Source organism: Sphingomonas sp. DG1-23 (assembly GCF_030730875.1).
GTDB lineage: Bacteria > Pseudomonadota > Alphaproteobacteria > Sphingomonadales > Sphingomonadaceae > Sphingomonas.
In genome coordinates this window covers 178313-192215 of sequence record NZ_JAVAMA010000011.1, presented here as the reverse complement: position 1 = coordinate 192215, position 13903 = coordinate 178313, and the positions used below count along the sequence as shown (strand labels likewise).

Here is a 13903-nt window from a genome sequence, read left to right as displayed (position 1 = left end):
GCCCGGTAGCTCGTCAGGCTCATAACCTGAAGGTCGCAGGTTCAAATCCTGCTCCCGCAACCAACACGCCGCCTCAGATCAAACCCGGGGCGGCTTTTTTGTACCCGGCCCCCCGCCGGCCATACCTGACCGCAACGATATGCCTCCGGCAGGCCGCTGATGATCGTCAGTGACAACGGGACCGAGCTGACCAGCCTGGCCATCTTGCGCTGGGCGCAGGACCGGCAGATCGAGTGGCATTACAGCGCGCCGGGCAAGCCGCAGCAGAATGGCTACATCGAGAGCTTTAATGGTCGCGTGCGCGATGAATGCTTGAATGAGACGCTGTTCGCGTCGCTCAGCCATGCACGCTCGGTGCTGAGCAGCTGGCGCCACGACTACTACCATGTGCGGCCGCATGTGGAATAGGCGGGCTGACGCCCGCCGATGCTGCCTGGCGCGTTGTGCAGCCCCGCCCGCGGGGGCACGATGACAACCCCGGACTCCAGCTATGACTGGAGGAGTTTCTCGGGAGCACGTCAATTCGTCTTTGAAATCAGTGCACTATAGGAGATTTCGGGATTCCCCCGCTCCGGCCCGATTCAGGGTGTGCTAGCCACCTGCTTCTGCGGTCATGACGGATCCCTCACGAACTTCTTGCCCGGTGATGCCGCCGTTCGAGTGCCAATTGCTGCGGGCGAACGGGCTGACGTTCGCGCGACTCTCCAGCTAAAAATGCGCAGCCATGTGCGATTGCCGTTTTGCATCGTACCGATACTCCTCCCGGTCGCCGGCATTGGGCTCGCCGGAGGTCGTCAACGCGGAGAACTGCGTGGCCGAATTGAAGGTCGCAGGCGGCGCTGCGATCGAGGGGAACTGCCATTTTACTTGGCGATCAAACCCGTCATAGATCAATCGCGCTTTATTGCCGTTCGCATCGACGACATATTCCTGCTTGCCATGTGGCGTGTAGCTATAGGTGACGTAGGCCTGCTCATCAGCCGTGCCCACTGCCTTGCGAATCTGCAGGAGCTGGCCTGCATCGTCATAGACGTTCCGCGTGATTCGATCGGGCCCATATGCACCGGCGGGGCCCGGAGCCGGGGCGTGCGCCCTCGGCGCCACCCATCGCTGAGCCGGAGTGCGCCTGCAGCGGCGCAAGCGCGGCCGGGATCACCGCGCCCGGATGGGCTATAAGCTCCGGTACTGGTCGGAAACCTTCGCGCATACCGTACCCTTGCCTGATGTTTGCCCGAAGAGTCACTAAAGCGGCAGCGCAATTGTTACTCCACAGTATCAACGATCTAGCCGTGGTGTTCTTGGCTCCCAACAGGTCTGCTTCGAAGCCGTACGGGTTTCAGATGCCTGTCGATCGACCTCCGGCCAAGCTGATCGACGAGAAAAGCTTCCGTTGGCGTTGATGCTGCTTGTCTTCAACCTTTGCGGGAATCTCCTTCTCTCGCGTTCCGGCGAAGAGGTTGCTGCTGTTGACGCGCCTCCCCGTGCGGACTGGCACCGAGAGCCAAATTGGCGTGGCGCCTCTCGGCGCAGACCACTGGCGCAAGTTTTCTCCGGTCTATAAGAGAGTGTTCTGCGCCCTCAGCTCCGCCATCAACGCCATGGCCCGTATCGCTTTTTTTTGCGGCCTCCGATTAGCCGCCTCGTCAACGGCCGTGCGATCAGCGTTGAACCCATCGCTACAATAGCAAGCGTCCGCTATTGAGGCGATAGGCGGCCGGCAGGTTTCCGAACGAAAAGCGGACCGGCCGGTTTCGGATCCGGTCCTGTGGTAATTGCTCTCGCAGCCCGGCTTCGGGAAGTCCGCGCAATTGCCGGGTAATGCGCTTTAGAACAGCTTGCGTAGCCCGAGCCGGATCGAACGTCCCAGCGGATCGAGATAGGCGCCCTGGAACCGGTTCGGCGTCGCGCCGTTGCGGTCCCGCACGTCGATCCGGTCGTTCAGCAGATTCTCCACGGTGAGCTGGAGCGACAGCTTCTGCGCCCATCGCTCGTCGCTTACCTTGCTCATATCCAGCGAGCCATAGGCCACCAGCCAGGTCCGTCCGGTAAAGTTCAGGTCGGAAGCGGCCAGTTCGCTGCGGATGCGGGTCGGTCCCTGCAGCCTGCCATAGACGCCGAGGCTGGCGGCGCCCAGCGATCCGCCGAGATTGGCATCTATTTCCCAACGCGGCCGGCCGCCGGTGCCGCTGAGCGTGGCCCCGTCGAGCAAGTCGAGCGGGGCGGACCCGGGTCGCAGGCGCAGCCGGTCCGCGAGGCGCCAGTCGATGGTGACGGAGCCGTACAAAAAGGGTCGCTGCTTCGGCGGTGGCGGTGGCGGCGCGTTTTGCACGAGCGCGCCGGCCGGCGGCACCACGGGCGGGGGCGTGCGGCCGATCTGGGTGAAGAAGTTGACGCCCAGCCGCAACTTCTGTTCGCTCTCGCGCGCGATGTTCACGGGCCGCCGGTCGACCCGTACCAACATGCCACCGGGATCGCGCTCGAACAGGTCCGGAAATGCCGCGAGAAAATCCGGCGTGAGGGCGCCCAGATACGATGCCTGATTGTGGATCTGCGTATCGACATAATCGAGATTGATACGGAACTCGGTGTCGGTGAGCGGCTTCACGGACACGCCCATCTTGGTAACCTGTCGCCGCTCCGCATCCAGTGCCGGATTGCCGCCGCTTACCGTCGTCACCAATATGCTCGCGCCCGTGATGAAGTCGAAGAACGGCGTGTTCGGCGTGACGAGTAATGGGCTCGCCAGCATGTCGACCGCCGGCGGCGTCCGGGCGTCGTTGACCGAGACGCTGAACTGCACCGGCGACAGCGGGGCCCAGTTCAATCCGAAATTGGTGCTCACTAGCTGGCCGAAGCGCGGCACGTCGGAGACGCCGACCATGCCGTTCGCGCTCAGCCTGCCGAGGAACCCGAGCACGCTGCGATCGGCCGATGCGATGGGAATCTCGGCGCTCACGCTCGCACCAGCCACACGCCGCGCAAGGCGCTGGAAATTGTCCGTCGACGGATGCTCCTGCGGTCCGGCCTCGGTCGAGGCCCGCGTATAGTCGGCAGTGACCGTGACCAGCGCCTCCCCCGCCGGCAGTGCCACCAGCGGTCCGTTAGCCACTGCCTTACTCACCAAGGTCTCGGTCAGCTTGCCGCTGCGCAATCGTATGCGCTGTGCCGCCGCCTCGGGTGGCAGCGGCGCCAGGGGATCGCCTCCGGCATCGACCGCCGCCTGAAACGCGTCCAGCCGCACGCCCTGGTCGGACACGTCCCTGTTGCGCACTCGATCATAGGTGGCGCTCGCATTCCACATCCAGCGCGCGACACTGCCGTACAAAGTAGCTGCCGCATGCATGTCGAGGGTGGTGTTGGTCTGCCGGAGCACCGTGTCGGGAAAGTAGCGGTAGAGCAGCACGTCGTTGGCGAACGGCAGCGCATCGCTCGTCCCGGGCACGCGCAGCTGCGCGGGTGCCAGGCCGTTGCTGCCGTGGCTTCGCTGCGCCTCGAGGGCGAGGTTCAACGATCCCCGCAGGGTTCGGCTGAGCGGAGCGGCGAGCGTTCCCTCCACGCGCAGCTTGTCCTGACGCTGGAGCAGCGTGCGGTACGCGCCCAGTTCCTCGCCGGCGAGCGCGCCTCCCGCATAGCCCGCCAGCATCCCGCGGGCCGCAGGATCGGCCGGGACCGGCGCGACACGAACGGGCCGCCCCGCCAGGGCGTCGAGCGCCGGATCGATGCTGCCGCCGTTCAGACCGGTTACCGTGCCGGCGGTCGAGAAGAGCAGATCCGGATCGGGCGCGATGGCGCGCTGGTCCTGCCAGACCGGGTTATGCCGGAAGTAGGACATGCTCAGCGAGGAGCGGCGCGTTCCGTCGATTCGCGTCGAGACCGCCTCCGCATATTCCGTACCGCCGCCGCCTTCGGTGGTGACGCCGGCGAGCTGTTGCACCGCCAGCGAGCGGAACCGCTTCTTCGTGATGAAATTGACGACGCGCACCGTCGGCGGGAAGCCGAAACGCGCCGCATCCTGTTCCGACAGAATCTCGACCCGCTCCATCGCTTCCGGAGGAAGGGTCTGGATTTCTTCCATCCCTGAAATTCGTTGCCCGTTGAGCAGGAACACGGGATCGCTGCCGCTCGCCGATTTCGTCATCGAACCCAGTCGTTGCAGCATCTGGGAAAGGCTGGTCGCCCCCAGCGCGCGGATCGCCGCGGCATCGAGCACCGCGATCGGCTCTGCCTCGCCTATCGCCGATTCCCGCGGCCGCCTCGCAGTGACGACGATCTCGTTTTGGTCGGCGGAAGCTTCTTGCTCGGCTTCCGCCTGGGCGAACGCGGCATTCGGCACGCACAGCGTCGCGATTGCGGCCCAAAGCGTGCATGCGCTTCGCCGGTCCGTGCGCGCCGGACGACACGATTCGATCACGGCAGGAATGTTGCCCGTCATGCCTTGAGCCTATCCGCGCTGCCTCTTTGTTCGTGCCGGAATACATCATCAAAGATGGTCAATTTGCGGCCATTGCGCGGCGATTGTTACGGTTCCGGCATCTTCAGCGCTTGGCCGTGCGTGGTCGAATTCGGACGGCCAATTTCGGCAGGTCACCCCCGCCGGACCGTGTCGAGGGCCAGCTGCCGGCCATGGGGCGCTTTGACGATCGCCCATGGCCGGGCGTCGAACCACCGTGTACCTTCCCTGGTAACGAATCTGTTTGTCCTGAGAGATTTATCGGCATGACCTCGACGTTACCTCCCTCCGCCGACCGGGGCCGAAGGGCCGATGATGGTGGCTTTGGACGGGGCGGAGAGTTTGCGGTGGCGGGCTTCCACAGCGCGATGCGGCGCTGGCTCGACAACCCGGAGACGATGATCGAATCCGCCCGCACCGCGGCGGATTCGATCGAACATGATCTGGGCCGGGATTTCGGCTCGGAAGAAATGCGAATCTATCCGCTGCTCAGTCCCGACAGCCTCGCCGCGGCCCTGGTCGACATGTCGGGTCAGGTAGTCGCGGCGAGCCCGGTCTTCGTCGCCGAGAAGGCGGAGCGGTATATCGACCCGGCTGTTGTCGGCCAGGTGCTCCGCACCGGACGAACCTGCGTCGCACCGGTGGCCATCGAATCGGGCGATGGCGGGCTCGATCCGGTGATTTTTGCTTATGGCGCCGCCGTCCAGGCAGCTTCGTGGATACTGCCGTCCGAAATCCGGGCTCGAGCCGAGCTCGCCGGCGGTCACGTGGTAGTGCTGGCAACGATAACCAGCCTTCGCGCGACCCCGCTCAAGGCCGCGTGCGAGACGTTCGGGCTCACCGGGCTGCAGACGCGCGTCGCCATGGCCACCATCCGGTGCGGCACGATCAAACAGGCCGCCGCACAACTGGACATCGCGTACGACACGGCCCGCGAAACCTTGTCCGAAGCGATGCGCCGCGTTGGCGTCGACCGGTTGCCCGCCTTGGTCGCGAGCCTCGCGTCGCTGGCTTTCGGTGTTCTCCCCGAAGGGTATGCCGCGGGGCTGCTCGAGGACATCTGGGGGCTTTCGTCGCGTCAGGCGGCGCTCGCCTCGCTGATCGCCGAGGGACTGTCGCGCGATGCCGCAGCGCAGCGGCTTGGCGTCTCGCGCGCCACCGCGAAGAAAGAACTCGACCGGATCTATGACTGCCTCGGCGTCTCCAGCGCCGCGGCGCTGGCGCGCGCCGTGATCGAGGCGCAGGCGCTATCCTGCACCACGGCGGCGACTCAGGGGCAGGTGGCGCTCGCGCACGATCATGCCGAGCCGCTCCGTATGATGCCGCGCGGCGACGGGACGCGTATCGCGTGGAGCGATTATGGTCCGGCATCGGGAAAGCCGGTGCTGGTGGTTCACAGCAGCATGACCTCGCGTCCGGTCAGCCGCGCGCTGGTGGTGGCGCTGCAGGCGGCCGGCGGCCGGCCGATTGCCATCGATCGGCCGGGTTTCGGCATGTCCGATCCGTTTCACGGAATGGAGCCGGGCGCGCACGACCCTTTCGCCATCGCGACGCGCGACGTCGTGTCGCTTTGCAGCAAGCTCAGAATCCCGGCACTGGATGTGGTCGCGCGCGGCGGCGCCCAGCACGTGCTGGCGCTTGCCGACGCGGCGCCCGAACTGATCGACCGCGTCGTCCTGGTCAATCCCGACCCGCACACCGAAGACAAGGGACGGCGCTGGGGCCCGCTGGGTGCGGTCAAGGAAGCCTATTTCCGCAATCCGCGCCTCGTCGCCATGATGGTGCGCCTGATATCGGCGCACCTGACTCCGGAACGGGTGGCGCGGATGATGGAACGCTCGTTCGCCGGGAGCCCGCCCGATCTGGAGGCGATCCGCGATCCCCAGGTTCGCAGCGATTATTACCGGGCGGTCCGGATGTTCGCGACCGGGAGGGTCGCCGGCTATGTCAACGAGCAGATCGCCATGGCGACGGCGACGCGCCCCGCGCCGCGCCCGCAACATTGCCGTTGGACGGTCCTGATCGGCGAGCACGATGCGCTGCACGATCCCGCCGATGTGCGCGCTTATTGGCAGGAAGTCTTGCCTCGCGCCAAATTCGTCGAAGTCATGGGGGCGGGGCGCCTTCTCGCCATGACCGAGGCGGATCTCGTCGCGCGCGCGCTGACCGGCATCCCCCCGCGCTGATCGCGCGGATCGCGCGGATCGCGGCACTTCTAACCAACTTCACCCCACAAAAGGGGATACTCGCCCCCCGGTCGCGCCGCCATTTTGCGGGCCGGGGGAGTGTCGCCGGCGTGGCACGTGCCCGGTGCCGGGTCGTGCCGGTCGAGCATCTGCGCGCGCCGGCGACCATTCCGCAACGCCAGCGTCCGCGCGAGCGGCGAGAGTATTCAAGGGGGTTTTATGCGTCGTTCGATTTCGCTCATGACCAGTCTGACCGTGCTGGCGGCCTGTTCGGGCGGAGGAGGCGGAGGCTCGGTAGTGGCGAGTGATTCGACGCCTCCAATCGTGTCGCTGGCCCCCTCGGCATCGACGATCGAGGGTGGCGAGACGATCGCGATCACCGCAACGGGGAGCGACGCGGTCGACGGATCGGTACCGGTGACGTTGAGCTGCACCGGCGGGACGCTGACCGGCAATTTGCTGGTGACCACCGCGGTCGCCGTCGACACCAGCATCACCTGCACCGGCACCGCAGCCGACAAATCGGGCAATAACGGCACCGCCACGACGACGATCGCCGTGAAGAAGACCGCGACCATGGTGACGCTCGCCAACAATACGGCCATGGTGCCGGGCGAATTCGGGGCGCTTACCGTCGACAATCTGGCACTGGCTGCGACCAGCTACAGCGCGACGTTGGGCAGCCGGACCATCACCGTCTATCGCGGTTCGGCGAGCGCGCTCAACTTCGTGATCCCGACCGACCTTCCGGCGGGCAACCATCTGCTGACCGTGCAGGTCGGCGACAAGCGCTTCAGCGTGCCGCTGACGATCGGCGCGGCCCCGGCCGTCGCCGATGCGCGGGCGACCATCACGACTCAGGTCAATCGGGCGATTGCCGGCATCGATGCGCTGGTGACCAGCGAGGGCGCGCGGATGACGCCCAATCAGCGCAACATCTACCAAGGCTATCGCGACCAGTTGGTCGCCGCGCTCGGGCAAGTGGCGACGATGAGCGCCGCCGACGCGACTGCGCTGGCGCAAATGCTGACTCCCAACATTGCCGCGGCAAGCGCCGCGCGGATCGGAACACTGGCCTTCAACGAGCAGGCTTGCGATGCATCGATGGTGGAATTCGTCGCGGCCAAGAATCTCGCCGCGGTCCGGCTGTTGACCGGGCTGGCACTGATCATCATTCCCGATGCGACGATTACCAAGCTCGCCGGCCTGGTGGTGTTCGTTCAGGCGGCCGTGGCGATCGAGCAGGCCAAGGCGTCGGTCGCGAAGCTCGTCAACACCTGCGTCGATGCGTCGGAATTCGAATTGACCTCGGCGGACAGCAGCACGGGGCAGGCTGGCCTCATGGTGCGTGCGGTTGCCGTCGCGGGATCCTATGGCTTCGAGAACAAGAAGTCGAAGAGCTTCCGCCTGCGCGAAACGATCCGGGTCAATCCGGGCGTTGCGGCCGACATCCAGCGCGGGTTCAAGCATCTGAGCGATCTGGTCGCCCAGCTGCCGTATGTTCCCGAAGGCCTGTCCACCACCATGGCCAACTTCGCGATGGAGAAGGTACAATATGTGCCGGCGGCGCAGGTGGGGCTGCAGAGCGTGTCGAACGGAAACATCGTCGGCGCCAAGGGCGGATCGGGTGACACCATCTCGCTGGTATTCTCCTATATCGGCGACCCGCCCTCGGAGAATGTCGACTTCGCGTTCACCCTTTCCAAAAGCGGCGAGCCGATCACGCTGGGCGGCCAGCTGGTCATCAAGCTGCCGGGAGCGGAAGACGGTGCGGTAACGACGATCCAGGGCAAGGCGCTCAGCGCGCAGCTGCAGGTACGCGGGGCCGAAAGCATCGAAATGGTGCAGAATCCGGCGCACGGTTCGGCGACGATCGGGATCGACGGGCTGTTGCGCTACACGCCGGCCGGCCAATATTTCGGAACCGACCAGCTGCAGTTCCGGGCGCGGAACGGCAATGGCGTGTCGCGCACCGCCACGGTGCTGTTCACGATCAATCGCCAGTTCGAGGGGACCTGGGCGATCAACAGCATCTCCACCACGACCAGCCAGTCGCAGCCGGGATTGTGCCCCAACGAGAACAACAATTTCACCGTGACGCTCGCGAAGGTCTCCGACACCGCCTACACCACAACCTTCGACGGCGTGGCGCTGAACTTCACCATGGCGAGCAAGGACGATCCGGCGGGCCTCAAGGGATCGGTCAGCGGCACCTATGACGACGGCCCGGGCGAGACGACCGAGGGCCTGTCGGTCAGCATACTCAACAGCTCGCAGCTCCTCGGCACCTCGATCTGGAGCTATGCGGGACCCGGCAATACGCGGTGTCAGGGGAATACCCAGATCACCGGTACGAAGCAGAACTGAAGCCTGGGGGGCGGCCGGGCAATGTGGTCCGGTCGCCGTCGAGCCCTGCGCAGGCCGGGACGGCAATTCGTCCTCGGCGCACGCATGGCATTCTCACAGCCACCGTCGGATGCCGGTTCGGGGCCAGTCGCTATGCGCGGCTGACCCCTTTTCAAACGGTGATCAAGTGCCGACGGTGTTCCAGGCGGCACGCCTCCGTGTCTTCAGAGACCGCGGCCCATCTTCCGGTTGTTCTCCAGCCGCATGATGCACCCGCTGATCTTGGCCATCAGCAGGTCGAGATCCACCGGTTTGGTCAGATAGTCATCCGCACCGGCCTGAAGGCCGGCCAGCGTGTTCTCGCGGTCGGTCATCGCAGTCAGCATGATGATCGGCGTGTTCGAGAATTCCGGATGATTGAGCTGGATCTCCGCCAGCATCTCATGCCCGGTCATCACTGGCATCGAGACGTCGCAGATCACGATGTCGGGCCAGGTAGTCAGGATCTTGTCGAGGCCCTCGCGGCCATTGCACGCCTCGATCGTCTCGAGGCCGGCATCGTGCAACTCCTCGACCAACAGGCTGCGGATATCCGCTTCGTCGTCGATGCACAGAACTTTGATCACAATATCTTCCTAACTAGGCTGCTTCCTGAATCTCAGGACTTTGGTTGTCGAGCGGCAGGCTGACCGTGAAGGTCGAGCCTTGGCCGGACTGGCTGGCGACGGAAATCTGTCCGCCATGCATGCCGATGATTTCCCGCACGATGTTGAGGCCGATCCCGGTCCCGGCGATGCCGGCGGCGCTCTGCGCTCTGAAATAGGGCTCGAACAGGCGGGCCAGATCCTCCTCGTCGATGCCGATTCCGGTATCGCGCACGCTGATGTGAAGGGTCGCATCGTCTACCCACCCGCGCACATAGATGTCGGGCGCGCGGGGGGCGTATTTGATGGCGTTCGACAGGAGATTGCCGAATACGCGCTCCATCGCGCGCGGATCGACATGGACCTCGGCGGGGAGCCCGGACAGATCGGCATGAATGCGATGCGAGGTGCAGACTTCCTGCCTGTGCTTCACGCAAGACTGGACGATGTCCGCCAGCGAGCAGGTCTTCTTGTTTATGTCGATGACGCCGGTTTGAAGCCGGCCGGCGGCGAGGATGCTCTCCATCAGCTCGACCATGCGCGCGACGCTGCCTTTGATCTGCACCGACTTCTCGGCCAGATAGGCGTGGGTCGGGGTTTCCTTCACCCGCGCGAGGCGCTGGGCTGCCGCGTCGATGATGGTCAGCGGCGTGCGGAACTCGTGCGAAACCATCGCCACGAAGCGACGCTGCAACGCGTTTACTTCGCGCTCCTGCTCGAGCAAGCGGGCGAGCTCCGAATTCTTCTGCTTCACTTCGGCGGTGCGCGTCTCGACGATCTTCTCGAGGTCGTCGCGGTGCTGGCGCAGCCGGCGCTCGCTGGCGATCAGCGCTTCGAAGGCGGTCTGGCGATCGTGGACGTCCTCGAGGAGACCATACCACCGCCGGACCTCGCCCGAGGCGTCGATGCGCGGCGCGGCCCTGCAACGATACCAGCGGAAATTGCCGTCGCCATTCAGGATCCGGTATTCGAGATCGAGCCGGGTCCTCGTCCGCACCGATTCGGCCCAGCTGCCGGTCACATGCGCAAGGTCCTCCGGATGTACCGAGTCCGCCCAGCCATGGCCGCAGGCATCGGCGACCGAACGGCCGGAAACCTGCTCCCATTCGCGTCCGATCTCGATCACCTCACCGCGCGCATTGGCCACCCAAGGGGTCTGCGGATGCAGCTCGATCAGCGAACGATGATGCTCTTCGCTCGCGCGCAGGACTTGCTCGGCATTGCGAAGCTCGGTCACGTCGTCGATTTCGGCGATGACGAGGTTGGTCGGGCGGCCGGCGACCGGCACGGTGACGCGTCTTTTGTGGGTCACCAGCGTGCGGAGCGAGCCGTCCTGACCGGTAATTTCTTCCTCGAAAAGCCGCTCCGCTCCGGTTTCGAGGATATGCATGTCCATTGCCCGGATTCCGTCGGCCTCGGCGGGCGGAAGGAAGTCATAATCGGTCTTCCCGACGAGTTCCTCGAGCGGAACTGCGATGAGTTTGCACGCCTGGTCGCTGAGAAAGACGTACCGATAATCCTCGCCCTTGATCAGGACCGGCTGGCGCGCGCCTTTGAACATCGTCGCGATCAGGTCGTACACGTTCTCAGGCATGGGGAGCCACCTCGTTATGCCTCAGCACGCTCTTGTCTGGCGGCGAAGCCTCGAATTTTATCCCTTCATTGTAGAAGTTTTCCTGCCGCGCCATTGCAAGGCCCGGCTACGGTTTTTCCCGTATATTCAATGGTTAGCGCCGTAACGGCGACCGCTATCCGAGGATCGCGCGCAGCGCGGTGTCGATATCGGCCTCGCGATAGGGCTTGGCGATCAGCGGAACCGCCTCGAAACCTTCGGGCACTGCGCCATAGCCGCTGGCGAAGGCGACCGGCACGCCGCGCCGGCGCAATTCCTCCGCGATCGGGATGCTGCGCTCGCCCGCGAGATTGATGTCGAGGATCGCCGCGCCGAGACTCTCGCGTTCGGCAAGCGCGAGCCCCTCGGCCAGCCGGCCGGCGGGTCCCACCGTCTCGCACCCCAAGGTCTCCAATATGTCCTCGAGGCACATCGCCACCACCGGTTCGTCCTCGACGACCAGCACGCGCAATCCACCATAACTCATGCGGAACCCTCCGGCAGCGGCGCGTCGACCGTACAAATCAATCCCCGGGCCCGGAAGTCGATCTTGACCGTTCCGCCCAATTCGGCGGCGAGGCCGCGTTCGATCATCCGCGTTCCGAAGCCGCGGCGCGACGGGGTCGCGACCTCGGGTCCGCCGCGCTCTTCCCAGACGAGCGACAGCCGCGCGCGGCCATTGCCGTCGATCCGCGCCCAACGGATCGCGACGCTCCCCTCGGGGCGCGACAGCGCGCCGTGCTTGACCGCATTGGTAGCGAGTTCGTGGATCGCGAGGGCGAGACTGATCGCGGTCTTGGGCAGGATCGAGAGATCAGGTCCGTCCAGCGCGAACCGCCCGGGATCGCCATGCGGCGCGATCGCGTCGCCGATGATCTGCGCCATCGATACCGCCCCCCAATGCTCGCGGGTGAGCAGATTGTGCGCTTCCGAAAGCGCGGCGAGCCGGCCCTCGAAGGCCCTTCGCGCGATCGCCGGATCGGTCGCATCCTTGAAGCTCTGCTGGGCGATCCCCTGAACGATCGCCAGCGTGTTCTTGACCCGGTGGTTGAGCTCGTCGACCAGCAGCCGCAGATGCGCCTCGGCGCGCTTGGCCTCGGTCATGTCGCGCCCGATCGCATGGAGGCCGGTAGGTTTGCCTTCGGCATCGGTGGTCAGGCGCGAGTTGATCTCCCAGATCAGCGGCCGCCCGTCACGTGCGCGCACGGTGACCGTCAACCTGGTGGTGCCGCCCTCCCGCAGCTTGTGCTCGAACGCCTCCATGGCGAGGGCGAGCTGGTCCGGAGCCATGAAGTCGCCGATGGTCGCGCCCACGATCTCTTCTTCGGCATAGCCCAATGCGGCGATCACGGCCGGATTCACCGACGTGATGACCTGATCCAGCGTGGTGGTGATCAGAAAGTCGTTCGCCTGCTCGAAGATCGTGCGGAACCGCGCCTCGCTCTCGCGAAGCTCTTCCTCGCCACGCTTGCGCGTCGTGATGTCGAACGAGACGCCGACGAAGCGATTGGGGCGATTATCGGCATAGTCGATCCGGCTGCCATGGCTCTGCAGCCAGCGCTCCTCGCGATCGTCGGCGCGGCACACCCGGTATTCGATGGTATAGGGCTCGCCCGTCGCGAAACAGCGCTGTGCCGCCGCGCGGACCATTTCCCGATCTTCGGGATGCACGCGTTCGATCCAGTCCTCGAAACTTCCCCGGCTGTCGGGGCGCCGCGGCATCCCCAGCAGGTCGAAGCGGTTGGGCGACCATTCGCCTTCCATCGTCTCGAGATCGAGTTCCCAGCTCGCCATGCCGGCACTCTCGGTGGCGAGGCGCAGGCTCTCCTCGCTCTTGCGCAACTGCGCCTCGGCCTCGCGGCGCCGCGTGACGTCCAGGGTCACCGAAAGCACGCCGAACGGCTCGCCATCGGGCCGCCGGATCACCGAAACCGAATTGTTCACCCAGACTACGCCGCCGTCCTTGCGAATATAGCGCTTCTCATGGGTATAGGGGGTGCCCTCCGCCACGGCGCGATCGAACAGCGGCCGGTTGCGGGTGCGGTCGTCGGGGTGGGTGATGTCGAGCATCCGCATCCCCATCAATTCGTCACGGCTCCAGCCGGCGATCTGGCAGAAGCGGTCGTTGACCAGAGTAAAGCGCCCCTCAAGGTCGACCTGCGCGAACCCGGCGGTCGATTGGGCAATGAAGGCAGAGAGCTGCGCCTCGCTGTCGCGCAATGCGAGCTCAGCCGTCTTGGCCTCGGTCACGTCGTGGGCGACGCCGATAAAGCCGATATGCCGGCCCTGCGTGTCCCGGCGTGGCGAAGAGGTCGAATGCAGCCAGCGCCACTCGCCTCTGGCGTTGCGATAGCGGCCTTCGAGGTCGAAGGTCGTCATGCTGGCCTCGCCCGCGATCGACTGGGCGAGCAGATGCGGGGCGTCGTCGGGGTGGATGATCCTGCGCCAGTCGAAGGTCAGCGCCTCGTCATAGGGCACGCCGAGAAATTCGACATAAGCGCGGTTGACGAAGCTCCGCGTGCGGTCGAGCCGGGTCACCCACACCGCCACCGGCGCACTGTCGGCGATCATGCGGAACTCGTCCTCGCCGACCGGCAATGGTTCGTCGGGCTCGACCTGGCTCATCCTGGGGTATGCGCCGCCAATTGCATATGCTGCATTCGTA

At 65.3% G+C, this 13903-nt stretch carries 8 protein-coding genes and 1 pseudogene; 3 read left to right on the top strand and 6 right to left on the bottom strand.

Going from position 1 to position 13903, the window contains the following annotated elements; all coding sequences use genetic code 11:
- Positions 1 to 147: 147 nt before the first annotated feature.
- A pseudogene (locus Q9Q95_RS17445) lies at positions 148 to 494 on the top strand (integrase core domain-containing protein); the annotation flags it as partial.
- 214 nt (positions 495 to 708) lie between these two features.
- Here Q9Q95_RS17445 and Q9Q95_RS17440 read toward each other — a convergent pair.
- Together Q9Q95_RS17440 and Q9Q95_RS17435 are read right to left on the bottom strand one after the other, a co-directional pair.
- A complete protein-coding gene (locus Q9Q95_RS17440; protein ID WP_306098419.1) occupies positions 709 to 990 on the bottom strand; it encodes a hypothetical protein in 282 nt (93 codons plus the stop codon).
- A gap of 835 nt (positions 991 to 1825) precedes the next feature.
- Positions 1826 to 4432, bottom strand: a complete 2607-nt coding sequence (locus Q9Q95_RS17435; RefSeq protein WP_306098418.1) for a TonB-dependent receptor — start codon at positions 4430 to 4432, stop codon at positions 1826 to 1828.
- A 32-nt stretch (positions 4433 to 4464) separates the two neighbouring features.
- On the opposite strand from Q9Q95_RS17435, the gene Q9Q95_RS17430 reads away from it, so the two are divergent.
- Together Q9Q95_RS17430 and Q9Q95_RS17425 are read left to right on the top strand one after the other, a co-directional pair.
- On the top strand, positions 4465 to 6636 hold the full coding sequence (locus Q9Q95_RS17430) for an alpha/beta fold hydrolase (protein WP_371876802.1): 2172 nt from the start codon (positions 4465 to 4467) through the stop codon (positions 6634 to 6636).
- Positions 6637 to 6855: 219 nt separating this feature from the next.
- Positions 6856 to 9003, top strand: coding sequence for an Ig-like domain-containing protein (locus Q9Q95_RS17425; RefSeq protein ID WP_306098416.1), 2148 nt, complete (start codon positions 6856 to 6858; stop codon positions 9001 to 9003).
- A gap of 203 nt (positions 9004 to 9206) precedes the next feature.
- Here Q9Q95_RS17425 and Q9Q95_RS17420 read toward each other — a convergent pair whose 3' ends face one another.
- The 4 genes from Q9Q95_RS17420 to Q9Q95_RS17405 form a co-directional block, all read right to left on the bottom strand.
- Positions 9207 to 9608 carry a PleD family two-component system response regulator gene (locus tag Q9Q95_RS17420; RefSeq protein WP_306098415.1) on the bottom strand — a complete coding sequence of 134 codons (402 nt, stop codon included), beginning with the start codon at positions 9606 to 9608 and terminating at the stop codon, positions 9207 to 9209.
- A 13-nt stretch (positions 9609 to 9621) separates the two neighbouring features.
- Positions 9622 to 11220, bottom strand: coding sequence for a PAS domain-containing sensor histidine kinase (locus Q9Q95_RS17415; RefSeq protein ID WP_306098414.1), 1599 nt, complete (start codon positions 11218 to 11220; stop codon positions 9622 to 9624).
- 154 nt (positions 11221 to 11374) lie between these two features.
- Positions 11375 to 11725, bottom strand: coding sequence for a response regulator (locus Q9Q95_RS17410; protein WP_306098413.1), 351 nt, complete (start codon positions 11723 to 11725; stop codon positions 11375 to 11377).
- Positions 11722 to 13863, bottom strand: a complete 2142-nt coding sequence (locus Q9Q95_RS17405) for a PAS domain S-box protein (RefSeq protein ID WP_306098412.1) — start codon at positions 13861 to 13863, stop codon at positions 11722 to 11724. Before Q9Q95_RS17405 ends, Q9Q95_RS17410 begins: the two co-directional genes overlap by 4 nt.
- Between the last annotated feature and the right edge of the window lie 40 nt (positions 13864 to 13903).